The sequence below is a fragment of the Serratia sp. NGAS9 genome (assembly GCF_009905295.1).
GTDB classification, from domain to species: domain Bacteria; phylum Pseudomonadota; class Gammaproteobacteria; order Enterobacterales; family Enterobacteriaceae; genus Serratia; species Serratia bockelmannii.
Window position 1 is genome coordinate 3,839,183 of the sequence record NZ_CP047605.1, and the last position, 25,466, is coordinate 3,864,648.

Sequence of the window (25,466 nt, forward strand, 5' to 3'; positions counted from 1 at the left end):
CAACTATGCCGCTAAAAAACACTGCAACGAACAAACCGCAGGAAATCGCCGCCATCGACCTCGGGTCGAACAGTTTCCACATGGTGATCGCCCGCGTCGTCAACGGCGCCTTACAGGTATTGGGCCGTTTGAAACAACGGGTACATCTCGCCGACGGATTGGACAGCAACAACGTACTCAGTGAAGAGGCGATAGAACGCGGCCTGGCCTGCCTGGCCCTGTTTGCCGAACGGCTGCAGGGCTTCCCGGCGGATAACGTCACCATCGTCGGGACCCACACCCTGCGTCAGGCGGTGAACGCCGAAGTATTCCTCAAGCGCGCCGCCAAAGTGATCCCCTACCCGATCGAAATCATCGCCGGCCAGGAAGAGGCGCGCCTGATCTTCATGGGCGTGGAACACACCCAGCCGGAGAAAGGCCGCAAGCTGGTGATCGACATCGGCGGCGGCTCCACCGAGCTGGTGATCGGCGAAGACTTCGAGCCGCTGCTGGCGGAAAGCCGCCGCATGGGCTGCGTCAGCTTCGCCCAGCTGTTCTTCCCGGGCGGAGAGATCAGCAAAAACAACTTCCGCCGCGCTCGGCTGGCGGCGGCACAGAAGCTGGAAACGCTGGCCTGGCAGTACCGCATTCAGGGCTGGCAGTACGCGCTGGGCGCCTCGGGTACCATCAAGGCCGCCCACGAAGTGCTGGTGGCGATGGGAGAAAAAGACGGTCTCATCACCCTGGAACGCCTGGAAATGCTCGCCGAACAGGTGCTGCAGTTCAAAAGCTTCGGCTCGCTGAGCCTGCCGGGGCTGTCGGAAGACCGACAATCGGTATTCGTGCCGGGGTTGGCTATCCTGTGCGGCGTGTTCGACGCGCTGGCGATCCGCGATCTGCGCTTGTCCGACGGCGCGCTGCGCGAAGGCGTGCTGTATGAAATGGAAGGCCGTTTCCGCCACCAGGACATCCGCAGCCGCACCGCCAAGAGTCTGGCCGATCACTACAACATCGACCGCGAACAGGCCAAGCGGGTGCTGGAAACCACCGAACTGCTCTACTCGCAGTGGATGGCGCAAAACACCAAGTTGGCGCATCCGCAGCTGGAAGCCCTGCTGAAATGGGCCGCCATGCTGCACGAGGTGGGGCTGAGCATCAACCACAGCGGCATGCATCGCCATTCGGCCTACATTCTGCAAAACTCCAATCTGCCTGGCTTTAACCAGGAACAGCAGCTGCTGTTGGCGGCGTTGGTGCGTTTCCACCGCAAGGCGATCAAGCTGGAAGAGCTGCCGCGCCTCAACCTGTTCAAAAAGAAACACTACCTGCCGCTGATCCAGCTGCTGCGTCTGAGCACCCTGCTCAACAACCAGCGCCAGTCGACCACCACGCCGGAAACGCTGCGCCTGACCACCGACGACAACCACTGGACGCTGCGCTTCCCGGCCGGCTACCTGGCGCAAAACAACCTGGTGCAGCTGGACTTCGAGCGCGAGCAGGCCTACTGGAACGACGTCGTCGGCTGGAAGCTGCTGATCGACGAAGAAGGCTCGCAAGACGAACAGCGCTCCGCCTGATCCCCCGCCCCCTGCCAGCCAGGGGGTTTTTCTTTCCGCCCCGCCTCGTCAACCTAAACGAAACCCTAATACGGCGCGCCGCCCGCCGGAAAAAAATGGACAACTTTTGTCATCAGCGCCTAAAATCCGGTTACAAATTCTCGAGCGAATAACACAGGACACCGGCATACCGGGTGATATATGCGCAAGAAAACCACCGGACAGATGACGAAGATAGTGTTGTTTATCAGCTTTATCATTTTAGTCGGCCGACTGCTGTACGCCGCCGTGGTGGCGGTGCCTCATCATCAGGAAAAAAAGCAGGCCGCTGCGCAAAACGCCGCCGAAGTCAGCGCGCCGCAACAGGACGCCTCCTCTGAATAACCGCCGCGCCCCGTCCGTTTCATAAAAATGACTCCGGCACTCGCTATGCTCTATCTTTTAATGAGCCTGCGTCAGGAACGCCGAGCGCCCGTTAAGGAACACCATGTCAGCCGCAACCCATAACGTCAAAAAAGTCGCTGAACACCGCCAGCGCATTCTTACTCTGTTGTTGAACAATAAGGAATTGGTCGACGGCATTCTCGGCCGGCCGGGGGATGAACACGCCCTCAGCCAAAGCGAACGGCTGAACCAAACGGCGGAAATTACCGGCCTGCTGGACGACATGCACGCCGCCGACCTGGCGGACCTGCTGGAAGCACTGCCGCAGGACGAACGCATGGCGCTGTGGCGGCTGGTGGGCAACAGCAAGCGCGGCCAGACGCTGGTGGAAGTCGCCGAGCCGGTCTGGGACAGCCTGATCGAGGAAATGAGCGACAAAGACCTGCTCAAGGCGATCAAAACGCTGGATGTCGACGAACAGGCCTACCTGGCGCAATACCTGCCGCGTAACCTGATGGGCCGGTTGCTGACCTCGCTGGAGCCGGAGCAGCGCGCCCAGGTGCGCGAGATGAGCCAATACGCCAAAGACAGCGTCGGCTGGATGATGGATTTCGAACTGGTGACGGTGCGGCCGGACGTCACGCTCGGCGCGGTGCACCGCTTTTTGCGCATGCGCAAAACCATTCCCGACGCCACCGATAAACTGTTCGTCACCGATCGCAAAAACACCCTGCTGGGCGAGCTGCCGCTGACCGCGGTGCTGCTGAACGACCCGGAGATCCCGGTGCGCGAAGTGATGGACAGCGATCCCGCCACCTTTCAGCCCGAAGACAAGGCCGATGATGCGGCCGGCGCCTTCGAACGTTATGACCTGATCAGCGCCCCGGTGGTTGATGCCAAAGGCAAACTGATGGGCCGCCTGACCATCGAAGAGATCGTCGACGCCGTCAACGAAGAGAGTGACACCAATTTGCGCCGCATGGGCGGTTTGAGCCCGGAAGAAGACGTGTTCGCCCCGGTCAGCAAGGCGGTCAAGACCCGCTGGGCCTGGCTGGCGATCAACCTCTGCACCGCATTCATCGCCTCCCGCGTGATCGGCCTGTTCGAACACACCATTTCCCAGCTGGTGGCACTGGCGGCGCTGATGCCGATCGTCGCCGGCATCGGCGGCAACACCGGCAACCAGACCATCACCATGATCGTGCGCGCGCTGGCGCTGCACCAGATCGAAGTCGGCAACATCTCGCGCCTGATGCTCAGAGAGTTGGGGGTGGCCATCATCAACGGCGTAGTGTGGGGCGGCATCATGGGCGTGATCACCTGGCTGCTGTATGGCGACGCGGCGATGGGCGGCGTAATGACGCTGGCGATGCTGCTCAACCTGCTGCTGGCGGCGCTGATGGGCGTGGTGATCCCGATGACCATGCTCAAACTGGGCCGCGATCCGGCGGTCGGCTCCAGCGTGCTCATCACCGCGCTGACCGACACCGGCGGCTTCTTCATCTTCCTCGGCCTCGCCACCCTGTTCCTGCTGTAAGACGCTCAAAGCCGGCCCCGCGCCGGCTTTTTCGTCATTCTGTCGCCGGGCCTGCGCTAATGCAGTAAAGTCGGCCCTCCCGGTAGGTTTTCCTCTCACGCTGTACTACCCTTTGCCAATAAATCGTCTTAATTCATTCACGTCATGAATTCAATCACAGGCAGAGGCCATCGGTAAGGGTGTCTATGGAGATCAGCGCGCCGAACACGTTCGGCACACACAAAGGCGTCGTGCTGACGCATTCCCTGTTCGTGGCGCTGGCGACGTTTTTGCTCGCCTTGCTGAGCCTGTCGTTATCCAGTGAGGCTCATCACTTCACGCCGCTGTGGTTCCCGACCGCCGCCGCGATCGCCGTGCTGTATCGCCATCCCCCGCGTCATTGGGGTTTGCCGCTGCTGGCCAGCGGCACAGGCATCGTGCTCGCCAGCTTCCTGCTGTTCGGCCTCAGCGCCATTCCCGTCAAGCTGGCCGCCATCAACCTGCTGGAAGCGGCAGTGTGCGCTCTGCTGCTGCGCCGCACGCTGCCGGCGATCGATCCGCTGAGCGATCTGGGCTGTTGGCTGCGCTTCGTGGTCTGCGCGGTGATATTTACCCCATTGTTCAGCGCGCTGCTGGCCGCCGGACTGACCCCCACGCCGGACCAGACGTTTTGGCAATCGTTCGGCACCTGGTTCATCGCTGAGGCGATAGGGGTGCTGTCGCTGGCGCCGCTCGGGCTCACCTATCACCGCCGCCTGTTGGCTGGGCTGAATCCGTATCCGCTGCTGTTGACCCTGATGGGATCGCTGGCCTTCAGCTATCTGGCGCTGACGCATCTGCCCTTCCCCTTTACCTTCGTCATCCTGCCGCTGCTGTGGGCGGCTATCGCCCTGTCGCGCTTCGAAACCTTCACCGTCTGTTTCTGTACAATCCTGCTGATCACCGTCCTGCTGTCGCTGGGCCTGATGCGCCTTACGTCTTCCCGGCACACTTTCCTGGGCGAACTCGGCCTCTATCTGCCGATGTTGCTGATCCTGATCCCGGCGCACGCCATGGCGATGGTGATGCACACCTTCCGGGTGGAAAAGCAACATATCGTCGAGAGCGAAAGCCGCTTTCGCAGCGCGCTGGAGTATTCCGCCATCGGCATGGCGCTGGTGTCGCCGGAGGGCAAATGGCTGCAGGTTAACCAGGCGCTGTGCAAGCTGCTCGGCTATCCGCCCGAAAGACTTTATCGCCTGACCTTTCAAGAGATCACCCACCCGGACGATCTGAACGCCGACCTATCCCAACTGCACGAACTGCTCGACGGCCATATCAGCAGCTACACCCTAGAGAAGCGCTATATCCGCAGCGACGGCCAGACGGTCTGGGCGCTGCTGGCGGTCTCGCTGGTGCGCGACGGCGAAGGCCGGCCGTTGTACTTCATCTCTCAGGTGGAGGACATCAGCGACCTTAAGCGCAGCGAGGCGGAGAACAACCGGTTGGTGGAGCGCATCACGCTGGCCAACCAGGTGGGCGGCGTCGGCATCTGGGAATGGGTGATGGGCCAGGAAAACTTCACCTGGGATCAGCGCATGTTCGAACTCTACGATCTCACCCTCGACCAAACGCCGACGCTGGCGTTGTGGCGCACCCTGCTGGTGCCGGAAGATCGCGAGCGCACCGATCGCGAACTGGCCGAGATCCTGGCGCAGCCGCGGCCATTCATCATGGAGTTTCGCATCACGACGCGCGGCGGCAAAGTGCGCCATATCCGCGGCCAGGGCAACGTGATCCTCGACGATCAGAGTCGGCCGCTGCGCCTGATCGGCACCAATATCGACATGACCGAGCTCAAGAGCCTCGCCGAGGCGCTGCACGAAGAAAAGGAGCGCCTGCACATCACTCTCGACGCCATCGGCGAAGGGGTGATCTCCACCGACAGCCACCTGCGTATCACCTTTATGAACCCGGTGGCGGAACAGATGTGCGGCTGGCCGCTCGAACTGGCGATCGGTATGCCCGTCGCCGGCGTGGTGCGCCTGACCAACGGCAAAGACGGCCCGGAAATCGAAAACCTCACGCAATACCCACGGCAGTGGCCGGCGGATTATGCGCTGGTGCTGCACAGCCGCGACGGGCGTTATTTCGACGTGCAGCAGTCGGTCTCACCGCTGAAAACCCTCGACGGGGAAACCATGGGTGCGGTGATGGTGCTGCAGGACGTCACCGCTTCGCGCGAACTGATGAAAAAACTCAGCTACAGCGCCTCGCACGATGCGCTGACCGGGTTGCCGAACCGCACCCGCTTCGAGAAACAGCTGAAAGCGGCGATCGTCGCCGGCGGGGAACCGTCGTCGCCGCATTCGCTGGTGTTCCTCGATCTGGATCGGTTCAAGGCGGTGAACGACACCGCCGGCCATGCGGCGGGCGATGCCCTGCTGCGGGACATCGCCCAGCTGATGCGGCATCAGCTGCGCCATAGCGACTGCCTGGCCCGGCTGGGCGGCGACGAGTTCGGGCTGATCCTGTACGACTGCCGGCTGGAACAGGCCAAATCGCTGGTGCAGCAAGTGGTTAATCAAATCAGCCAGCACCCGTTCTACTGGGAAGGGAAGATTTACCGCGTCGGCGCCAGCGCCGGCATCACACGCATCAGCGCCGACGCCAAAAGCAGCGAACTGCTGGCGCAGGCCGATATCGCCTGCTACACCGCCAAGCACCAGGGGCGCGGCCAGGTTTATCTGTACGAAACGCGGCAGAAACAGCGACTGGAGCGGCAGCACGAGGTGCTGAGCCTGCAGGAAGTGCAGACGATCATCAGCGAGGGGCAACTGCGGCTGCTGACTCACGCGGTCGCGCCGCCGGCGACGCCGCTGTCGGCCGCGTTTCACCAGGTGAAGCTGCAGGTGATGGCGCCGGACGAGTGCCCGCTGTCGCACGAGGCGTTCATCGCCGCCGCGCAGCTGTACGGCCTGATGCCGGACATCGACCGTTGGACGGCGGCGCAACTGCTGGTGAAATATGCCGACGACATCAAACGCAAAGGGCTGTCGCTCGCGCTGCCGCTGGCTATCGACAGTCTGCTCAGCGCCGACTTCCAGCGCGAGCTGACGGAAACGGTGCGCACTTCCTCGCTGCCGCCGCAGGCGCTGCTGTTCAGCGTCGACGAGGCCGCGATACTGGAGCACGCCGCGCAGTGTCGGGCATTTCTCCGCGAACTGCAGCAGCAGGGCTGCCGGCTGATCGTCAACGGCTTCGGGCATAACATCAATGCGTTCGATGAGCTCAGCGACCAGAGAATCGACATCATTCGCATCGATGAGCGCTTTATCACCAACGTGCACTGCAACCAGATGGACGAGCTGATGGTCGCGATGCTCAACGGCGCGGCGCATCGAATCAAGGCGCAGACGCTCGCCGGGCCGGCCCACCAGCCGGTGACGCTGCAGGCGCTGCGCGATATCGGCATCGATCTGGCGGACGGCGATCAGGTGGCGCTGGAGCAGCCGCTGGCGGTGTTGCTCAGCGACGGTTATTTCGGCATTCGCTAATCCCTCTTCCTCACCGGCGCCGTCGCACGGGCGCCGCCGCACTCCCCCGTATTTCACATTGTGTTAACCCATACGAGATTAGTGATATAAATAACACCTTAGGCTTAAACGATTAAGTAAGATGAATCGCCCATGCGAGTATCAGCGTATCCGTTGATTTTCCTCGACATGTGATGACTCAGGGATAAGGGACTATGGAAAAGAAATGGTTTTCCGCCAGGGAACTGATGGGGAAGGCGGGGTTGCCCTCAACCCCACAAGGAGTCAATTTGATGGCCCGGCGAGAAGGCTGGGTCAGTCGCCGCCGCAGCGGCGTACAGGGCAAAGCGCTGGAATACCATATCGACAGCCTGCCATTCGGCGCGCGCAGCCTCTCGGCGTTGCACGAGGCCGATCATCCGGACTACGACGTCAAACGCCAGGATCCAATACGGGTCTGGATCGAGTATTACTATCACCTGACGCCGGCCGAACGGGAAAAGCTGCTGGCGTTCCTGATGCGTGAAGGCATGAGCCGCTTGCTGCAGCTGATCGAGTCCCCCCGCTAGCCACGTTCAACTCTCCCCTTCCGGCGCCCAGCCGCCGTTGTGCCACAGGTGCAGCGTGGCGTAAGAGCGCCACGGGCGCCAGCGCTCGGCGTAGCGTTCAATCTGGCGCGGCGTCATGCCAGGGAAACGCTGTTTGATCAGGTAGTCGCCGGCCAGGAACACGTCCGGCCACGACCAGGCGCGCATCGCGATATAGCTGGCGGTCCAGTTGCCGATACCCGGCAGCGCGGTCAGCGCCTTGATGCCCTGTTCGATATCCAGCACGTTGTCGAGCTGCAGCCGCCCTTCGCCCAACGCGCGGGCAATCTCGATCAGCGCCGCCGCACGCTTCACCTGCACCCCGAGCGGGCGCAGTTCTTCGGGCTGCAGCTGCGCCACCCGTTCTGCGGTGGGGAAAACGTGGGTGATGCCCTCATGCGGCGTCGCCAGCGCTTCGCCCCAACGTTCGGCCATCCGCCCGGCGAAGGTCGCCGCCATTTTCACGCTGACCAGTTGCCCCAGCACCGCACGCGTCGCCTGCTCGAAACTGTTCACGCAGCCCGGCAGGCGCAATCCCGGCGCATCGGCCGCCAGCGAGCCCAGCGCCTCATTAATGCGATCCGGCGCGGCGTCCAGATCAAACAGCAAGCGGACCCGGCGCAACACCTCCGTCGTCACCAGACTGAGCGTCGGCGCGATCTCGACCCGAACCCGATTGCGCGCCTCTTCCGGCTGCACGCTGAGCCAGCCGCGGTGCTCCGTGCCGCCCTGGCTGACGGCGATCGAGCGCAGGTAGCGGCGCCCCTCGACCCGCTCCACGCCCTGTACGGCGCGCGCCTGCAAGAAATTCAGCATGCGCGCCCAGTCATAGGGCGGCCGATAGCCCAGGTGAAACACCAACCCGCTGGCGGCCGCCCGTTCACCGCGCGCGCCGCCGCTGCGCAGCGCCGACGGGATCAGGCGGTAACGCGCCTTGAACAGCTCATTGAAACGCCGCAGGCTGCCGAAACCGGCGGCGAACGCCACTTCGCTGAGCGGCAGATCGGTGTCCGCCAGCAGGCGCTTGGCCTGCAGCAGCCGGTGCGACTGCGCGTAATCGATCGGCGAGGCGCCAAACTGTTCGGCGAAGATGCGCCGCAGATGGCGATCGGAAATGCCCAGCCGCGCCGCCAGCGCTTCGCAGCTGTGTTCGGACAGATACCCCTGCTCGATGAGCTGCACCGCCACCTGGGCATAGCGGTTGCCCAGATCGATCAGCGCCAGGCCGGGCGCCAGTTCCGGTCGGCATTTGAGGCAGGGGCGAAACCCCGCCAGTTCAGCCGCCGCCGCGCTCGGATAAAAGGTGCAGTTTTCCCGCTTCGGCGTGCGGGCGCTGCACACCGGGCGACAATAGATGCCGGTGGAAGAGACGCCGACGAAAAAACGGCCGTCGAATTTGCGGTCACGCGCGCGCAGCGCGTCGTACAACGCTTGCTGTTGAGTATTCATGGCAACGCTCGGGTTCGGTTTTTTCTGCATTATGGGGCTCGCCTGACGCGCTGACGTGCGGAATTCGGACATTAAGTTAAGCACGCCGCCGCCGCGCCCGCTAAATTTTTCGACACTCGCGCATTGGTGCATTGCCCGCCGGCCCCGTCTCGGGTAAAGTCGCCCCCCTTCATTGGCATGGGGACAAAAAAGAGATGTTTATTGGATTCGATTACGGGACAGCCAACTGTTCCGTTGCAGTGATGCGCGACCACGGCCCCGAGCTGTTGACGCTGGAAAACAACGAGCCGTATCTGCCTTCGATGCTGTGCGCGCCGACCCGCGAAGCGGTGAGCGAATGCCTGCACCGCCATTGGCAGGTACCGACCGGCAGCGAAGAAAACCAGCAGCTGCTGCGCCGCGCCATCAGTTACAACCGCGAAGAAGACATTCCGGTCAACGGCGACAGCGTGCTGTTCGGCCTGCAGGCGCTGGCGCACTATATGGAAGATCCCGAAGAGGTGTACTTCGTGCGCTCGCCGAAGTCCTTCCTCGGCGCCAACGGCCTGAAACCGCAGCAGATCGCGCTGTTCGAAGACCTGGTGTGCGCCATGATGTTCCACATCAAACGCCAGGCTGAAAACGTGCTGCAGACCGGCATCGATCAGGCGGTGATCGGCCGGCCGATCAACTTCCAGGGCATCGGCGGCGACGAAGCCAACCGGCAGGCGCAGGGCATTTTGCAGCGCGCCGCCGAACGTGCCGGTTTCAAGGACATTGAATTCCAGTTCGAGCCGGTGGCGGCGGGGCTGGACTTCGAGGCGACGCTGAGCGAAGAGCAAACCGTGCTGGTGGTAGACATCGGCGGCGGCACCACCGACTGCTCGGTGCTGCTGATGGGGCCGCAGTGGCGCGACCGCGCCGATCGTCAGCAGAGCCTGCTGGGCCACAGCGGCTGCCGGGTCGGCGGTAACGATCTGGACATCATGCTGGCCTTCAAACAGCTGATGCCGCTGTTCGGCCTGGGCGGCGAAACCGCGAAGGGCATCGCCCTGCCGGCGCTGCCTTACTGGAACGCGGTGGCGACCAACGACGTGCCGGCGCAAAATGACTTCTACAGCGCCGCCAACGGCCGCGTGCTGCGCGATCTGATCCTCGACGCGGCGGAGCCGGAAAAGGTCAAACGCCTGCTGAAAGTGTACCAACAGCGCCTGAGCTACCGATTGGTGCGGGCGGCCGAAGAGAGTAAGATCGCCCTGTCCGGCCAAACGGCCATCAGCGCGCCGCTCAATTTCGTGCAGGCCGAGCTGGCGGAGAGCATCAGCCAGGCTCAGCTCGCCGACGCCATTTCGCAGCCGTTGATGCGCATTCAGGAGCAGGTCAGCGCCGCGCTGGCCAGCAGCCAGACCGCGCCGCAGGTGATCTACCTGACCGGCGGCAGCGCGCGCTCACCTCTGCTGCGCGCCGCGCTGCAACAGCAGCTGCCGGGCATTCCGATCGTCGGCGGCAACGACTTCGGCTCGGTCACCGCCGGGCTGGCGCGCTGGGCGCAAACGCTGTTCCGTTGACAGCCCAAGGGCGCGGCTCGCCGCGCCCTTGTTCATTGGAGGCTATGCATCATGTCGACCATCCTTACCCTCGACAGCGCCAGGCTGCGGCTGCGCGCCTGGCGCGACGACGATCTGCCGGCCTTCGCCGCGCTTAACGCCGATCCGCAGGTGATGCGCTATTTCCCGGCGACGATGACGGCCGAGGAAAGCCACGCGCAGGCCGAACGCATCCGCGCCTTCATGCAACAACATAGCTGGGGGCTATGGGCGGTGGAAGTGAAAGGCGGCGCGCCTTTTATCGGTTTTGTCGGGCTGGCGCGGCCGGGCGACGATCTGCCTTGTGCCCCCTGCGTGGAGATTGGCTGGCGGCTGGCGGCGGCTCACTGGGGCAACGGCTACGCCGCTGAAGCGGCGCGCGCCGCGCTGGCGTACGCCTTCGACACGCTGCGCTTGCCGGAAGTGGTGTCCTTCACCGCCGAAAATAACCAGCCGTCGCGCCGGGTGATGACGCGCATCGGCATGCAGTTTGACGGCGAAACCTTCCTGCATCCGCGCCTGCCGACGGGCCATCCGCTGCAAAAGCACGTCTTGTATCGGCTGAACCGGCAAATGTGGCGCGAACGCCACGGCGATTAATACAGCGTATCCTTCAGTCGCTGCGGCAGCGCGCTGTCGTACTCCTCACCGTCGAAGCGCGTTTGGCTCACCGCGGCCAAAATATGGCCGGGGCTGGGCAGCGCCGAACGTTCGAGGCGGCTGCCCTCTTCCCACAACCCCGAACGCAAGATCGCCCGGCTGCACTGGAAGAACACCGCCTCCACCCGAATGCGCAGCACCGAACGCGGCAGCTGGTTGCGATGGACGAAGCGCTGCAGCATCGCCGGCGCCACCACGATTTCCGCCCGCCCGTTAATCCGCAGCGTTTCGCCGATGCCGGGGATCAGCAACAGCAGCGCCACCCGGTTGTCGTGCAGGATATTGCGCAGGCTGTCGATGCGGTTATTGCCGCGACGGTCCGGCAGCAGCAGGGTTTTCTCGTCTTCGATATGGATAAAACCGGCCGGATCGCCGCGCGGAGAGACATCCATGCCGTCCGGCCCGACCGTCGAGAGCGCGGCAAACGGCGCCGCCTCGATAAACGGACGGTACGCCGGGTGAATATAGCTGACTTCTTTAAAAACCGAGGGCGCGGCGGGTTTGCCGTACAGCTGTTCCAGCGTCGCGAGGTCGTTGATGATATCACCAGACATTGCGGGTTCCTGAATGGGCCATGTTAACCCCTTCAGCATAGAGCAAAATCGCCGCCGGGTAACGCCCCCTACTCGGCGCTGGCGTCGTTCAGCGCCTGAATGTCGTCCGCATCCAGCGTCAGCTTAGTGGCGCTGACCAACTCATCCAGCTGCGGCAACGAGGTCGCACTGACGATCGGCGCGGTGATGCTCGGGCGCGCTATCAGCCAGGCCAGCGAAACCTGCGCCGGGGAGCTGCCGTGTTTGCCCGCCACCTGATCCAGCGCTGCCAGAATGCGGAAACCGCGCGGGTTCAGGTAGCGTTCGACGATGCGATCGCCGCGCTGGCTTTTGCCCTCGTCCGCTTTGCTGCGGTATTTGCCGGTCAGAAAACCACTGGCCAGCGCGAAGAAGTTGATCACCCCGAGGCCATGGCGCTGCGCCACGCCTTCCAGCTCGGCTTCATACCCTTCGCGCGCATACAGGTTATATTCCGGCTGCAGGGTTTCGTAGCGCGCCAATCCGTTGCTCTCGCTCACCCGCAGCGCTTCTTCCAGGCGATCCGCCTGATAGTTGGAGGCGCCGATCGCCCGCACCTTGCCGGCCTTGATCAGCGCATCGAACGCCGCCAGCGTCTCTTCCAGCGGCGTATCGCGGTCATCGTCGTGCGACTGATAAAGATCGATATAATCGGTTTGCAGGCGACGCAGCGAGTCCTCCACCGCCTGCTGAATATAGCGCGGCGACAGCCCCTGCTTGCCTTCGCCCATCGGTTTGCCCACCTTGGTGGCGATGATCATCTGGTCGCGCTTGCCGCTCTTCTTGAGCCATTCGCCGATGACGGTTTCCGATTCGCCGCCCCGGTTGCCCGGCGCCCAGCTGGAATAAACGTCGGCGGTATCGATAAAGTTGAGCTGATTGTCCACCAGCGCATCCAGCAGGCTGAACGAGGTCGCTTGATCCGCCGTCCAGCCGAACACGTTGCCACCGAAGGTTAACGCCGGCACCTGAATACCTGAACGACCCAGTTGTTTCTTGCTCATCACAAAGGCTCCATGGGTTAAATGATTTGCCTGTTAATTATTAGCGCCAAATACAGGAAATCGTTAAAACGTATTGGCTATAAGCCGGAATAAATCACTTATAAACATAGCACGCTCAAATCACCCACTTATTAAGACAATGCTGACGGTTCCTCCATATTTCCTTCATTTTTATGCCGTCTTCGCTGGCTAAACTAGTATCCTGTAAGGAGTGTCATTTTTGTGGCAATGAGTGCCCGCGCCCCTGCCTTTTGGAGAGAATTTTCACCACCATGAATGCAAAACCCCAACGTCGTTCCCTGCTGCTGCGCCTGCTGGTTGCGGCGATTGCGATCATCGTCGCCGTTCTGGCCTGGCGCCATTTCAGCGCCGCCCAACCGACCGCTGGGACGACGCCGGGCGCGCACCAGGCCGCCGGTAAAACGGGAGCGGGCCGCGCGGCGGGCGGCAGACGCGGCGCGCCGATGTCGCCGGTGCAAGCGGCGACCGCCACGCAACAGACGGTGCCACGCTATCTTTCCGGCTTGGGCACCGCCACCGCCGCCAATACCGTGACCGTCACCAGCCGGGTCGATGGCCAACTGATGGCGATCCACTTTACCGAAGGCCAGCAGGTCAAAGCCGGCGATCTGCTGGCGGAAATCGATCCCCGGCCATTCCAGGTTCAGTTGACCCAGGCTCAGGGGCAGTTGGCAAAAGATCAGGCCACGCTGGCCAACGCCCGACGCGATCTGGCGCGCTATCAGCAGCTGGTGAAAACCAATCTGGTGTCCCGTCAGGAGCTGGATACGCAGGCCTCGCTGGTGCAGCAAACCGAAGGCGCGATCAAGGCCGATCAGGGCGCGGTCGACAGCGCCAAACTGCAGATCACCTACAGCCGCATCACTGCGCCAATCGACGGCCGCGTCGGCCTGAAACTGGTCGACGTCGGCAACTACGTTACCAGCGGCAGCACCACCGGTCTGGTGGTGATCACGCAGACGCACCCGATCGACGTGGTGTTCACGCTGCCCGAAGGCAACATCGCCGATCTGCTCAAGGCGCAAAAAGCCGGGCCGGTGAGCGTCGAAGCCTGGGATCGCACCAACCAGAACAAGCTGACGACCGGTTCGCTGCTGAGCCTGGACAACCAGATTGATACCGCCACCGGCACCATCAAGCTGAAAGCGCGCTTCGCCAACGAAGATGACGCGCTGTTCCCCAATCAGTTCGTCAACGCGCGGCTGCAGGTGGATACCCTGCACGATGCGGTGGTGATCCCGACCGCTGCGCTGCAGATGGGCAACGAGGGCAACTTCGTTTGGACGCTCGGCGAAGACAACAAGGTCAGCAAACATCGGGTCACCGCCGGCGTGCAGGACAGCCGGCAGGTGGTGATCAGCGCCGGTCTCAACGCCGGCGATCGGGTGGTGACCGACGGCATCGATCGCCTGACCGAAGGCATGCAGGTGGAAGTGCTCGCGCCGAGCGAAGCGCCGGCGGCGGCCAACGCCAAGCGCGAACCTGACGTTCAGAGGAAGTCCTGATGCAGGTGATGCCTCCCAACGCCGGCGGCGGTCCGTCCCGCCTGTTTATTCTGCGTCCGGTCGCCACCACGCTGCTGATGGTGGCAATATTGCTGGCGGGGATTATCGGTTATCGCGCGCTGCCGGTGTCCGCCCTGCCGGAGGTGGATTACCCCACTATCCAGGTGGTGACGCTGTACCCCGGCGCCAGCCCGGACGTGGTGACCTCCGCCATTACCGCGCCGCTGGAACGCCAGTTCGGCCAGATGTCCGGCCTGAAGCAAATGGCGTCGCAAAGCTCCGGCGGCGCCTCGGTGGTCACACTGCAGTTCCAGTTGGCGCTGCCGCTCGACGTCGCGGAGCAGGAAGTGCAGGCGGCGATCAACTCCGCCACCAACCTGCTGCCGACCGATTTGCCTTACCCGCCGATCTACAGCAAGGTTAACCCCGCCGATCCGCCGATCCTGACGCTGGCCGTGACCTCCACCGCCATGCCGATGACGCAGGTGGAAGACATGGTGGAAACCCGCGTGGCGCAAAAAATTTCTCAGGTGACCGGCGTCGGCCTGGTGACGCTGGCCGGCGGCCAACGCCCGGCGGTGCGCGTAAAATTGAACGCCGCGGCGGTCGCCGCCTATGGCCTGAACAGTGAAACCATTCGCGCCGCCATCAGCAACGCCAACGTCAACTCGGCGAAAGGCAGCCTTGACGGCCCGACCCGATCGGTCACCCTCTCCGCCAACGACCAAATGAAATCTGCCGACGACTATCGCCAGCTGATCGTCGCCTATCAGAACGGCGCGGCGATCCGCCTGCAGGATATCGCCACCATCGAACAAGGGGCGGAAAATACCCGACTGGCGGCCTGGGCCAACAAGCAACAGGCGATCGTGCTGAACATCCAACGCCAGCCCGGCGTCAACGTCATCACCACCGCCGACAGCATCCGCGAAATGCTGCCGACGCTGATTAAAAGCCTGCCCAAGTCAGTCGACGTCAAGGTGTTGACCGATCGCACCACCACCATCCGCGCCTCGGTCAGCGACGTGCAGTTCGAGCTGCTGCTGGCGATCGCGCTGGTGGTGATGGTGATCTACGTGTTCCTGCGCAACGTGCCGGCGACCATTATCCCCAGCGTGGCGGTGCCGCTGTCGCTGGTGGGCACCTTCGCCGCCATGTACTTCCTTGGCTTCTCCATCAACAACCTGACGCTGATGGCGCTGACCATCGCCACCGGCTTCGTGGTGGACGACGCCATCGTGGTGATCGAGAACATCTCGCGCTACATCGAGAAAGGGGAAAAACCGCTCGACGCCGCGTTGAAAGGGGCCGGCGAGATCGGCTTCACCATCATCTCTCTGACCTTATCGCTGGTGGCGGTGCTGATCCCGCTGCTGTTCATGGGCGACATCGTCGGCCGCCTGTTCCGCGAGTTCGCCGTCACGCTGGCGGTGGCAATTTTGATCTCCGCCGTGGTGTCGCTGACGCTGACGCCGATGATGTGCGCACGCATGCTCAGCCACGAATCGCTGCGCAAGCAGAACCGTTTTTCCGCCGCCTCCGAACGCTTTTTCGACCGGGTGATCGCGCAATATGGCAAGTGGCTGAAAACGGTGCTTAACCATCCCTGGCTGACGCTCGGCGTGGCCGTGGGCACGCTGGCGCTGACGGTATTGCTGTACCTGCTGATCCCGAAAGGTTTCTTCCCGGTGCAGGACAACGGCATCATTCAGGGCACGCTGGAGGCGCCGCAGAGCGTCTCGTTCAGCAACATGGCCGAGCGCCAGCAGCAGGTCGCGGCGCAGATCCTCAAAGATCCGGCGGTGGAGAGCCTGACCTCGTTCGTCGGCGTCGACGGCAGCAACGCCACGCTCAACAGCGGCCGGCTGCAGATCAACCTGAAGCCGCTGAGCGAACGCAGCGAGCGCATTCCGGCGATCATCAGCCGCCTGCAGCAGCAAACGGCGCAGTTCCCCGGCGTGAAGCTGTATCTGCAACCGGTGCAGGATCTGACCATCGATACCCAGGTCAGCCGCACCCAGTACCAGTTCACCCTGCAGGCGATGTCGCTGGACGATCTCAGCCTGTGGGTGCCGCAGCTGATGGATGAGCTGAAGCAAACCCCGCAGCTGGCGGACGTCACCAGCGACTGGCAGGATCAGGGGCTGGTCGCCTATGTCAACGTCGATCGCGATTCGGCCTCCCGCCTCGGCGTCACCATGAGCGACGTGGACAATGCGCTGTACAACGCGTTCGGCCAGCGCCTGATCTCCACCATCTACACCCAGGCCAACCAATACCGCGTGGTGCTGGAGCACGACGTCAGCGCGACACCGGGGTTGGCGGCGCTCAATGAGATCCGTCTGAGCGGCAACGACGGCGCCGTGGTGCCGCTGAGCGCCATCGCCAAAATCGAAGAGCGCTTCGGCCCGCTGTCGGTGAACCATCTCGACCAGTTCCCGTCGGCCACCGTTTCGTTCAACGTCGCCGACGGCTACTCGCTCGGCGAGGCGGTCGACGCGGTCACCCAGGCGGAAAAAAATCTCAATATGCCAAGGGACATCACCACCCAATTCCAGGGGGCGACCCTGGCCTTCCAGGCGGCGCTCGGCAGCACGCTGTGGCTGATTTTGGCGGCGGTGGTGGCGATGTACATCGTGCTGGGCGTGCTGTATGAAAGCTTCATTCATCCGGTCACCATCCTCTCCACCCTGCCGACCGCCGGGGTCGGCGCCCTGTTGGCGCTGATGTTGGCCGGCAGCGAGCTGGACGTGATCGCCATCATCGGCATCATCCTGCTGATCGGCATTGTGAAGAAGAACGCCATCATGATGATCGACTTCGCGCTGGCGGCGGAACGCGAGCAGGGTTTATCGCCGCGCGACGCCATCTATCAGGCCTGTCTGCTGCGTTTCCGGCCGATCTTGATGACCACGCTGGCGGCCTTGCTCGGCGCGCTGCCGCTGATGCTGAGCACCGGCGTCGGCGCGGAGCTGCGGCATCCGCTCGGCGTCTGTATGGTCGGCGGTTTGATCATGAGCCAGATCCTGACGCTGTTCACCACGCCGGTGATCTACCTGCTGTTTGACAAGCTGGCGCGCAACACGCATCGCCAGCTGGATACGCAGGAGCTGCCGTGAAATTCTTCGCCCTGTTCATTCACCGGCCGGTGGCCACCACCCTGCTGACGCTGGCCATCGCCATCAGCGGCGCGATCGGCTTTCGCCTGCTGCCGGTGTCGCCGCTGCCGCAGGTGGATTTTCCGGTGATTTCGATCAGCGCGTCGCTGCCGGGCGCCTCGCCGGAAACCATGGCGTCTTCGGTGGCGACGCCGCTGGAGCGCGCGCTGGGCCGCATCGCCGGGGTTAACGAAATGACGTCGATGAGCTCGCTCGGCAGTACCCGGGTCATTTTGCAGTTCGATCTCGATCGCGACATCAACGGCGCCGCGCGCGACGTGCAGGCGGCGATTAACGCCGCGCAAAGCCTGCTGCCGACCGGCATGCCGAGCCGCCCCAGCTATCGCAAGGTCAACCCTTCCGACGCGCCGATCATGATCCTGACGCTGACCTCGGACACCTACAGCCAGGGGCAGCTTTACGATTTCGCCTCCACCCAGCTGGCGCAGAAGATCAGCCAGACTGAGGGCGTCGGCGACGTTTCCGTAGGCGGCAGCTCGCTGCCGGCGGTGCGGGTGGAGCTGAACCCTTCGGCGCTGTTCAATCAGGGCGTGTCGCTGGACAGCGTGCGGCAGGCCATCGCCAACGCCAACGTGCGCCGCCCGCAGGGCGCCGTGGAAAACCCGCAGCAGCGCTGGCAGATCCAGGCCAACGACGCGCTGAAAACCGCCGATGCTTATCGTCCGCTGATCATTCATTACAACAACGGCTCGGCGGTGCGTTTAGCCGACGTGGCCGAGGTCAAAGACTCGGTGCAAGACGTGCGTAACGCCGGGATGACCGACGCCAAACCGGCGATCATTCTGGCCATCAGCCGCGCGCCGGACGCCAACATCATCGAAACCGTCGATCGCATTCGCGCCGAGCTGCCCGCCCTGCAGGAGAATATCCCGGCCTCGATTCAACTCAACGTCGCGCAGGATCGTTCGCCAACCATCCGCGCGTCGCTGGCCGAGGTGGAACAGTCGCTGGCGATCGCCATCGGGCTGGTGATCCTGGTGGTGTTCATCTTTCTGCGCTCCGGGCGCGCCACGCTGATCCCGGCGGTCGCCGTACCGGTGTCGCTGATCGGCTCGTTCGCCGCCATGTATCTGTGCGGCTTCAGCCTCAACAACCTGTCGCTGATGGCGCTGACCATCGCCACCGGCTTTGTGGTGGACGACGCCATCGTGGTGCTGGAAAACATTTCCCGCCACGTCGAGGCCGGCATGAAACCGATCAACGCCGCGCTGCTGGGCGCGCGGGAAGTCGGCTTCACCGTGCTGTCGATGAGCGTTTCGCTGGTGGCGGTGTTTATCCCGCTGCTGCTGATGGAAGGCCTGCCCGGCCGGCTATTCCGCGAGTTCGCCGTCACCCTGTCGGTATCGATCGGGCTGTCGCTCATCGTCTCGCTGACGCTCACGCCGATGATGTGTGCCTATTTGCTGCGCCACCAGCCGGCGCGTTCGCAGCGGCGCGCACGCGGCTTCGGCAAAATGCTGCTGGCGCTGCAGCAGGGTTACGGACGCTCGCTGAACTGGGTGCTCGGCCACTCGCGCTGGGTGCTGGCGGTGTTCCTCGCCACCGTTGCGCTCAACGTCTGGCTGTATATCAGCATCCCGAAAACCTTCTTCCCTGAACAGGATACCGGGCGTCTGATGGGCTTTATCCAGGCCGACCAAAGCATTTCGTTCCAGGCGATGCGCGGCAAACTGGAAGACTTCATGAAAATCGTGCGCGAAGATCCGGACGTGGAAAACGTCACCGGTTTTACCGGCGGCTCGCGCACCAACAGCGGTTCGATGTTCATCTCACTGAAACCCCTGTCGGTACGCAGCGACGACGCGCAGAAAGTGATCGCCCGCCTGCGTGCCCGCCTGGCCAAAGAGCCGGGCGCCAGCCTGTTTCTGATGGCGGTACAGGATATCCGCGTCGGCGGCCGGCAGGCCAACGCCAGCTACCAATATACGCTGCTGGCGGACGATCTCGCCGCGCTGCGCGACTGGGAGCCGAAGATCCGCACCGCGCTGGCCGCATTGCCCGAGCTGGCGGACGTCAACTCGGATCAGCAGGATAAAGGCTCGGAGATGGATCTGGTCTACGATCGCGAAACCATGGCGCGCCTCGGCATTTCGGTGTCCGACGCCAACAACCTGTTGAACAACGCCTTCGGCCAGCGACAGATTTCGACCATCTATCAACCGCTCAACCAATACAAAGTCGTGATGGAAGTGGCGCCGCCCTATACTCAGGACGTGAGCTCGTTGGACAAAATGTTCATCATCAACAACGAAGGCAAGGCGATACCGCTCTCCTACTTCGCCAGTTGGCGACCGGCCAACGCGCCGCTGTCGGTCAACCATCAGGGGCTGTCCGCCGCCTCGACCATCTCCTTTAACCTGCCGGACGGCGGCAGCCTGTCGGACGCCACCGCGGCGGTAGAGCGCACCATGACTCAGCTCGGCGTGCCGTCCACGGTGCGCGGCGCGTTCGCCGGCACCGCCCAGGTATTCCAGGACACCCTGAAGTCGCAGCTCATCCTGATCCTGGCAGCGATCGCCACGGTGTATATCGTGCTCGGCGTGCTGTATGAGAGCTATATCCATCCGCTGACCATCCTTTCCACGCTGCCTTCCGCCGGCGTGGGGGCGCTGCTGGCGCTCGAGCTGTTCGGCGCACCGTTCAGCCTGATCGCGCTGATCGGCATCATGCTGTTGATCGGTATCGTGAAGAAAAATGCCATCATGATGGTCGACTTCGCGCTCGAAGCGCAGCGCAACGGCGGCATCAGCGCCCGCGAGGCGATTTTCCAGGCCAGCCTGCTGCGTTTCCGGCCGATCATGATGACCACGCTGGCGGCGTTGTTCGGCGCGCTGCCGCTGGTGCTGACCCGCGGCGACGGCGCGGAGCTGCGCCAGCCGCTCGGCATCACCATCGCCGGCGGCCTGGTGATGAGCCAGCTGCTGACGCTGTACACCACCCCGGTGGTCTACCTTTACTTCGACCGGCTGCAGGCGAAGTTCCGCCGCAACAAGCAACTGGCCCCGCTGCCCCATTAATGGCCGACCGATGCTGATGAAACACACCGCCACAGTACGCTGGCAACTCTGGATAGTGGCATTCGGCTTCTTTATGCAGACGCTGGATACCACTATCGTCAACACCGCCCTGCCCTCGATGGCCGCCAGCCTGGGGGAGAACCCGCTGCGCATGCAGTCGGTGATCGTCTCCTATGTGCTGACGGTGGCGGTGACGCTGCCGGCCAGCGGCTGGCTGGCGGACAAGGTCGGCGTACAGCGGGTGTTTTTCAGCGCCATCGTGCTGTTCACCCTCGGCTCCCTCCTCTGCGCCCGCTCGGAAACCCTGAACGAACTGATCGCCTCGCGCGTGCTTCAGGGCGTCGGCGGCGCGATGATGGTGCCGGTCGGCCGCCTGACGGTGATGAAAATCGTGCCGCGCGAGCAGTACATGGCGGCGATGACCTTCGTAACGCTGCCAGGCCAAATCGGCCCGCTGATGGGGCCGGCGCTGGGTGGCTTCCTGGTGCAATACGCCAGCTGGCATTGGATTTTCCTGATCAATATTCCGGTGGGCATCGTGGGCGCCATCGCTACGCTGCTGCTGATGCCCAACTACCAAATGCAGACCCGCCGCTTCGACGTCAGCGGCTTTCTCCTGCTGGCGATCGGCATGGCGTCGCTGACGCTGGCGCTCGACGGCCACAAAGGCATGGGGCTGTCCGGCGGCGCCATCGCCGGCCTGGTGGCGCTGGGCGTGGCGGCGCTGTTGGGGTATGTTTGGCATGCTTACGGCAATAGCCGCGCCCTGTTCTCGCTGCGGCTGCTGCGCACCCCGACTTACAAGGTCGGACTGCTGGCCAGCCTGCTGGGGCGCATCGGCAGCGGCATGCTGCCGTTCATGACGCCGCTGTTTCTGCAGGTGGGCATGGGCTTCTCGCCGTTCCACGCCGGGCTGATGATGATCCCGATGATCATCGGCAGCATGGGCATGAAGCGCATCGTGGTGCAGGTGGTCAACCGCTTCGGCTACCGCAACGTGCTGGTGGCCGCCACGCTGCTGCTGGCGCTGGTCAGCCTGAGTTTCCTGCTGGCGGCGATGCTCGGCTGGCTGTGGCTGCTGCCGGTGGTGCTGTTCTTCCAGGGGATGGTCAACTCGCTGCGCTTCTCGGCGATGAACACCCTGACGCTGAAAGATCTGCCGGACCGGCTGGCCAGCAGCGGCAACAGCCTGCTGTCGATGGTCATGCAGCTGTCGATGAGCCTCGGCGTCAGCGTCGCCGGCATCTTGATCGGCAGCTTCGCCCATCACCAGGTGGTGGCCGATAGCCCAGCCATTCACAGCGCATTTATTTACAGCTACTGCTGTATGGCGTTGATTATCGCCCTGCCCGCGCTCGCCTTCGCGCGCGTGCCGGCCGATAGCGCGCCCAACCGCACGCTGACCAAAGAGCCGGGTACCGGCTCAACGAGGTTGCAATGAGGATAGGCATTACCGGGAAGCTGTTCCTGGCCATTTTCGCTACCTGCATGCTGGTGTTGATCACCATGCATTGGGGGGTACGCGTCAGCTTTGAGCGCGGCTTTATCGATTACATCAAGAGCAGCAACGAGCAGCGCATCAACATGCTGAGCGAAGCGCTAGAGGAACAGTACAGCCATCATGGCAATTGGATATTCCTGCGCAACAACGATCAGGTGGTCTACCAAATCATGCGTTCGTTCGAACAGAACAGCGACAGCAGCCACAATCTGCCGCCCAAGGGCTGGCGCACCCAGTTTTGGGTGGTGGACAGCCAGTTCAATCGGCTGGTCGGGCATTCCGGCCCGTTGCCGAAAGAGGGGCCGCGCCACCCAATCCGCTATAACAACGAGATCGTCGGCTGGGTGCTCACCACCCCGGTCGAGCGCCTGACGCGCAATACGGACATCAACTTCGATCGCCAGCAGCGGCGCACCAGTTGGATTATCGTCGCGCTCTCCACCCTGTTGGCAGCGGCGGTGACCTGGCTGCTGTCGCGCGGCATGCTGGCCCCGGTCAAGCGCCTGGTGGCGGGCACCCACCGCCTGGCGGCGGGCGATTTCACCACCCGCGTGGCGGTCAGCAGCCAGGATGAACTGGGCAGGCTGGCGCACGACTTCAACCAGTTGGCCACCTCGCTGGAAAAAAACGAGCAGATGCGTCGCGCCTTTATGGCCGACGTGTCGCACGAGCTACGCACGCCGCTGGCGGTGCTGCGCGGCGAGCTGGAGGCGCTGCAGGACGGCGTGCGCCAACCGACGCCGGCGTCGCTCAGCTCGCTGCAGGCTGAGGTATCCACCTTGACCAAACTGGTCGACGACCTGCACCAGCTGTCGCTCTCCGATCTCGGCGCGCTGGCCTATCGCAAGGCGCAGGTGGACTGCGTGCACCTGGTGCAGATCGCCGTCGCCGCCTTCCGCGAACGCTTCCGCGCCAAAGGGCTGGAGATCGTCACCCATCTGCCGGCCCAGGCGCCGCTGTTCGGCGATCCCGATCGCCTGAACCAGCTGTTCAATAACCTGTTGGAAAACAGCCTGCGTTACACCGACGTCGGTGGCCGGCTGGAGATCGGCGCCGAGCTGCAGCCGGGGAGACTGATCCTCTGCTGGCAGGACAGCGCGCCGGGCATCAGCGATCAGCAACTGACGCGCATTTTCGAACGCTTCTATCGGGCGGAAGGTTCACGCAACCGCGCCAGCGGCGGCTCAGGGCTGGGGTTGGCGATCTGCCACAACATCGTGGAAGCGCACGACGGGAAAATCCGCGCCGAGCATTCGCCTTTAGGCGGCGTGCGCATTACAGTAGAATTTGCTACCCCGATAAAAAATAAGGCGCCCTGATGGACATTCAGAATCAACCCGTGCAGATCATGATTGTTGAAGATGAGCCCAAGCTGGGCCAGCTGCTGGTGGATTATCTGCAGGCGGCGGGCTACGCCACCCGCTGGCTGACCAACGGTAATGAAGTGGTGCCGACCGTGCACCAGCATCCGCCGGCGCTGATCTTACTCGACCTGATGTTGCCAGGGGCCGACGGCCTGACGGTGTGCCGCGAGCTGCGCCGCTTCAGCGACGTGCCCATCGTGATGGTGACGGCGAAAATCGAAGAGATTGACCGCCTGTTGGGATTGGAGATCGGCGCCGACGATTACATCTGCAAACCCTACAGCCCGCGTGAAGTGGTGGCGCGAGTGAAAACCATCCTGCGCCGCAGCTATCGGCCGCAGGAGAACGCGCGGGAAGATGATCTGCTGCACATCGATGAACCGCGCTTCCAGGCCAGCTATCAGGGGCAGTTGCTGGATCTGACGCCGGCGGAGTTCCGCCTGCTGAAAACGCTGGCCAGCCAGCCAGGCAACGTGTTTTCTCGCGAGCAGCTGCTGAACAACCTGTACGACGACTACCGGGTGGTCACCGACCGCACCATCGACAGCCACATCAAAAACCTGCGCCGCAAGCTGGAACTGATCGACGGGGAAAAATCCTTTATTCGCTCGGTATACGGTGTGGGCTACCGCTGGGAAGCCGAGCCCTGCCGGCTAATGAATGGGGTTTAGAGGGAAATCAGCGCGTCCAGTCTTCAACCGCCAACCCGGGCACCATGGCGAATGCGCGATCGTTGGTCACCAGCGTCGCGCCACGGCTCTGCGCGTGAGCGGCGATCAGTTGATCCATCGCGCCCATGATTTTGCCCTTTCTCTCCATGTTTGCCCGCATTTCACCGTAGCAGCGGGCGGCCTCGCGATCCCATGCATAGACCGTCACCGCAGCAAGAAAGGCCTCGACCATGCTTTGCAACGCCTTGTTCCGCCGTTTGGCCACACCGTAAAGCAGTTCCGCCTCCGTGACGCTGGAAATACATACGGCAGAAGGCGGGAGCTTTTGCATGACGTTAAGCACCTGCGGATGCTGCCGAAACAAGTGGCTGACGGTGTTGGTATCAAACATGTACATCGCCTACTCTTCCTCTGAGAATGGATCGCGGTCTGCAACCCCTTGCTGACGATCTTCCGCGCCAAGAAACTCTTGCGGCACCGGCGTTTGGGCGATAATGCTCAGCAGCGGTGCCCAGCTGTCCGGTTTTGCCGGATATTTGGATAAAATCACGTTTCCCTCCCGATCGCGACGGATATACACACGATCCGTATCAAATTCAAATTCCACCGGTAACCTCACCGCCTGATTTCTACCGTTTTTAAACAGCTTGGCGATTCTTTCCATCTCGACACTCCACAGCAGGCATAGGCCAAAGCATATGCCTGCAGCGCGTCGATGCCAAGATCTATCGCTCACTTTTCACTCACCTTTACGTAGCGGGCAAACGGTAACGCGCAATGCTGCTCGATGAAACCACGTAATTGTCATTATGCGGCGCACTGCGCAATCACCGCGCCTTTCCTTAGCTTCCCGTGCGGCGCCGGGCTCACCGAATGAAAACTCCGCGCCGGCGCAAAAAAACTGCGCATTTTTTCGACTAAGCTGCTGTGAGGTTTAGCCACCGATTTTCAAGCGATTGGCTACACTTACATCACGAATCGGAACCTACAGGAGAAGAACCATGGCAATCGGTCATTACGAGCTGAAAAAAGCAAAGAACGGACAGTACCACTTCAACCTGAAAGCCAGTAACGGCGAGATCATTCTGGCCAGCGAGATGTACGCCAGCAAAGCGTCGGCGGAGAACGGCATCGCCTCGGTACAGACCAATTCGCCGCATGAAGCGCAGTTTGAACTGAAGCACAGCACCAGCAACCAGCCCTACTTTGTGCTGAAGGCCAAGAACCATCAGGTGATCGGCGTCAGCGAAATGTACAGCTCCGAAAGCGCGGCCAAAAACGGTATCCAGTCGGTGACGAAAAACGGCCCGACCACCGATATCCGCGATTTGAGCGCCTGATCCCCCGTTTCGCCCGCGCGGTGGCCGCCACCGCGCGTTTTCCGTTTGACCGGGATCAATCTCCCTTGAATAAATCCGGTT

At 62.7% G+C, this 25,466-nt stretch carries 19 protein-coding genes; 14 read left to right on the plus strand and 5 right to left on the minus strand.

Going from position 1 to position 25,466, the window contains the following annotated elements; all coding sequences use genetic code 11:
* Positions 1 to 5 precede the first annotated feature (5 nt).
* From ppx to GUC32_RS18345, 5 genes are all read left to right on the plus strand, one after another.
* A complete protein-coding gene (gene ppx, locus GUC32_RS18325) occupies positions 6 to 1,556 on the plus strand; it encodes an exopolyphosphatase (protein WP_043137936.1) in 1,551 nt (516 codons plus the stop codon).
* 180 nt (positions 1,557 to 1,736) lie between these two features.
* The gene (locus tag GUC32_RS18330) at positions 1,737 to 1,919 is read left to right on the plus strand and encodes a YfgG family protein (protein ID WP_004941600.1); all 183 of its coding nucleotides are present in this window, start codon (positions 1,737 to 1,739) and stop codon (positions 1,917 to 1,919) included.
* 103 nt (positions 1,920 to 2,022) lie between these two features.
* A complete protein-coding gene (mgtE, locus tag GUC32_RS18335) occupies positions 2,023 to 3,456 on the plus strand; it encodes a magnesium transporter (RefSeq protein ID WP_049204844.1) in 1,434 nt (477 codons plus the stop codon).
* Positions 3,457 to 3,641: 185 nt separating this feature from the next.
* Positions 3,642 to 6,971 (plus strand): diguanylate cyclase, encoded by a 3,330-nt coding sequence (locus GUC32_RS18340; protein WP_369435368.1) that lies wholly within the window; start codon positions 3,642 to 3,644, stop codon positions 6,969 to 6,971.
* 194 nt (positions 6,972 to 7,165) lie between these two features.
* A complete protein-coding gene (locus tag GUC32_RS18345; RefSeq protein ID WP_025303853.1) occupies positions 7,166 to 7,519 on the plus strand; it encodes a DNA-binding protein in 354 nt (117 codons plus the stop codon).
* A gap of 6 nt (positions 7,520 to 7,525) precedes the next feature.
* Here the strand turns inward: GUC32_RS18345 and alkA are convergent, their stop codons facing one another.
* Complete coding sequence (alkA, locus tag GUC32_RS18350) at positions 7,526 to 9,016, minus strand: DNA-3-methyladenine glycosylase 2 (protein WP_164063866.1); 1,491 nt, start codon at positions 9,014 to 9,016, stop codon at positions 7,526 to 7,528.
* 164 nt (positions 9,017 to 9,180) lie between these two features.
* On the opposite strand from alkA, the gene yegD reads away from it, so the two are divergent.
* A complete protein-coding gene (gene yegD, locus GUC32_RS18355) occupies positions 9,181 to 10,533 on the plus strand; it encodes a molecular chaperone (RefSeq protein WP_369435369.1) in 1,353 nt (450 codons plus the stop codon).
* A gap of 51 nt (positions 10,534 to 10,584) precedes the next feature.
* Positions 10,585 to 11,151 carry a GNAT family N-acetyltransferase gene (locus GUC32_RS18360; RefSeq protein WP_025303856.1) on the plus strand — a complete coding sequence of 189 codons (567 nt, stop codon included), beginning with the start codon at positions 10,585 to 10,587 and terminating at the stop codon, positions 11,149 to 11,151.
* Here GUC32_RS18360 and GUC32_RS18365 read toward each other — a convergent pair.
* Complete coding sequence (locus GUC32_RS18365) at positions 11,148 to 11,765, minus strand: pyridoxamine 5'-phosphate oxidase family protein (RefSeq protein WP_127146636.1); 618 nt, start codon at positions 11,763 to 11,765, stop codon at positions 11,148 to 11,150. The genes GUC32_RS18360 and GUC32_RS18365 overlap by 4 nt on opposite strands.
* 68 nt (positions 11,766 to 11,833) lie before the next feature.
* On the minus strand, positions 11,834 to 12,787 hold the full coding sequence (locus tag GUC32_RS18370; protein ID WP_369435370.1) for an aldo/keto reductase: 954 nt from the start codon (positions 12,785 to 12,787) through the stop codon (positions 11,834 to 11,836).
* A gap of 272 nt (positions 12,788 to 13,059) precedes the next feature.
* Between GUC32_RS18370 and GUC32_RS18375 the strand changes: the two genes are divergently transcribed.
* Genes GUC32_RS18375 through baeR form a run of 6 tightly spaced genes read left to right on the plus strand, consistent with a single transcriptional unit; the run spans position 13,060 to position 24,045 of the window.
* Positions 13,060 to 14,313, plus strand: a complete 1,254-nt coding sequence (locus GUC32_RS18375) for an MdtA/MuxA family multidrug efflux RND transporter periplasmic adaptor subunit (protein WP_025303859.1) — start codon at positions 13,060 to 13,062, stop codon at positions 14,311 to 14,313.
* Complete coding sequence (locus GUC32_RS18380) at positions 14,313 to 17,432, plus strand: MdtB/MuxB family multidrug efflux RND transporter permease subunit (RefSeq protein ID WP_369435371.1); 3,120 nt, start codon at positions 14,313 to 14,315, stop codon at positions 17,430 to 17,432. The genes GUC32_RS18375 and GUC32_RS18380 overlap by 1 nt, the downstream gene beginning before the upstream one ends.
* On the plus strand, positions 17,429 to 20,509 hold the full coding sequence (gene mdtC, locus GUC32_RS18385) for a multidrug efflux RND transporter permease subunit MdtC (protein ID WP_049296100.1): 3,081 nt from the start codon (positions 17,429 to 17,431) through the stop codon (positions 20,507 to 20,509). Before GUC32_RS18380 ends, mdtC begins: the two co-directional genes overlap by 4 nt.
* A gap of 10 nt (positions 20,510 to 20,519) precedes the next feature.
* The gene (gene mdtD / locus GUC32_RS18390) at positions 20,520 to 21,950 is read left to right on the plus strand and encodes a multidrug transporter subunit MdtD (RefSeq protein ID WP_319869995.1); all 1,431 of its coding nucleotides are present in this window, start codon (positions 20,520 to 20,522) and stop codon (positions 21,948 to 21,950) included.
* Positions 21,947 to 23,329, plus strand: coding sequence for a two-component system sensor histidine kinase BaeS (baeS, locus tag GUC32_RS18395; RefSeq protein ID WP_049204856.1), 1,383 nt, complete (start codon positions 21,947 to 21,949; stop codon positions 23,327 to 23,329). The genes mdtD and baeS overlap by 4 nt, the downstream gene beginning before the upstream one ends.
* The gene (baeR, locus tag GUC32_RS18400; protein WP_004941568.1) at positions 23,329 to 24,045 is read left to right on the plus strand and encodes a two-component system response regulator BaeR; all 717 of its coding nucleotides are present in this window, start codon (positions 23,329 to 23,331) and stop codon (positions 24,043 to 24,045) included. The genes baeS and baeR overlap by 1 nt, the downstream gene beginning before the upstream one ends.
* Before the next feature lie 7 nt (positions 24,046 to 24,052).
* Here baeR and GUC32_RS18405 read toward each other — a convergent pair whose 3' ends face one another.
* Entirely contained in the window at positions 24,053 to 24,442 is a 390-nt protein-coding gene (locus GUC32_RS18405) for a type II toxin-antitoxin system VapC family toxin (RefSeq protein ID WP_049204858.1), read from the minus strand.
* A 3-nt stretch (positions 24,443 to 24,445) separates the two neighbouring features.
* Positions 24,446 to 24,709 (minus strand): antitoxin, encoded by a 264-nt coding sequence (locus GUC32_RS18410; RefSeq protein WP_004941563.1) that lies wholly within the window; start codon positions 24,707 to 24,709, stop codon positions 24,446 to 24,448.
* Positions 24,710 to 25,046: 337 nt separating this feature from the next.
* On the opposite strand from GUC32_RS18410, the gene GUC32_RS18415 reads away from it, so the two are divergent.
* Complete coding sequence (locus tag GUC32_RS18415; RefSeq protein WP_319869993.1) at positions 25,047 to 25,385, plus strand: YegP family protein; 339 nt, start codon at positions 25,047 to 25,049, stop codon at positions 25,383 to 25,385.
* Positions 25,386 to 25,466: the final 81 nt, after the last annotated feature.

What these genes read in the sequence shown, in the direction of transcription:
- baeS (WP_049204856.1), top strand. Translation starts at nt 21,947, where the DNA reads ATGAGGATAGGCATTACCGGGAAGCTGTTCCTGGCCATTTTCGCTACC.
- GUC32_RS18345 (WP_025303853.1), top strand. Translation starts at nt 7,166, where the DNA reads ATGGAAAAGAAATGGTTTTCCGCCAGGGAACTGATGGGGAAGGCGGGG.
- ppx (WP_043137936.1), top strand. Translation starts at nt 6, where the DNA reads ATGCCGCTAAAAAACACTGCAACGAACAAACCGCAGGAAATCGCCGCC.
- alkA (WP_164063866.1), bottom strand. Translation starts at nt 9,016, where the DNA reads ATGCAGAAAAAACCGAACCCGAGCGTTGCCATGAATACTCAACAGCAA.
- GUC32_RS18340 (WP_369435368.1), top strand. Translation starts at nt 3,642, where the DNA reads ATGGAGATCAGCGCGCCGAACACGTTCGGCACACACAAAGGCGTCGTG.
- GUC32_RS18380 (WP_369435371.1), top strand. Translation starts at nt 14,313, where the DNA reads ATGCAGGTGATGCCTCCCAACGCCGGCGGCGGTCCGTCCCGCCTGTTT.
- GUC32_RS18370 (WP_369435370.1), bottom strand. Translation starts at nt 12,787, where the DNA reads ATGAGCAAGAAACAACTGGGTCGTTCAGGTATTCAGGTGCCGGCGTTA.
- baeR (WP_004941568.1), top strand. Translation starts at nt 23,329, where the DNA reads ATGGACATTCAGAATCAACCCGTGCAGATCATGATTGTTGAAGATGAG.
- GUC32_RS18415 (WP_319869993.1), top strand. Translation starts at nt 25,047, where the DNA reads ATGGCAATCGGTCATTACGAGCTGAAAAAAGCAAAGAACGGACAGTAC.
- GUC32_RS18365 (WP_127146636.1), bottom strand. Translation starts at nt 11,765, where the DNA reads ATGTCTGGTGATATCATCAACGACCTCGCGACGCTGGAACAGCTGTAC.
- GUC32_RS18330 (WP_004941600.1), top strand. Translation starts at nt 1,737, where the DNA reads ATGCGCAAGAAAACCACCGGACAGATGACGAAGATAGTGTTGTTTATC.
- GUC32_RS18360 (WP_025303856.1), top strand. Translation starts at nt 10,585, where the DNA reads ATGTCGACCATCCTTACCCTCGACAGCGCCAGGCTGCGGCTGCGCGCC.
- yegD (WP_369435369.1), top strand. Translation starts at nt 9,181, where the DNA reads ATGTTTATTGGATTCGATTACGGGACAGCCAACTGTTCCGTTGCAGTG.
- GUC32_RS18410 (WP_004941563.1), bottom strand. Translation starts at nt 24,709, where the DNA reads ATGGAAAGAATCGCCAAGCTGTTTAAAAACGGTAGAAATCAGGCGGTG.
- GUC32_RS18375 (WP_025303859.1), top strand. Translation starts at nt 13,060, where the DNA reads ATGAATGCAAAACCCCAACGTCGTTCCCTGCTGCTGCGCCTGCTGGTT.
- mgtE (WP_049204844.1), top strand. Translation starts at nt 2,023, where the DNA reads ATGTCAGCCGCAACCCATAACGTCAAAAAAGTCGCTGAACACCGCCAG.
- mdtD (WP_319869995.1), top strand. Translation starts at nt 20,520, where the DNA reads ATGCTGATGAAACACACCGCCACAGTACGCTGGCAACTCTGGATAGTG.
- GUC32_RS18405 (WP_049204858.1), bottom strand. Translation starts at nt 24,442, where the DNA reads ATGTACATGTTTGATACCAACACCGTCAGCCACTTGTTTCGGCAGCAT.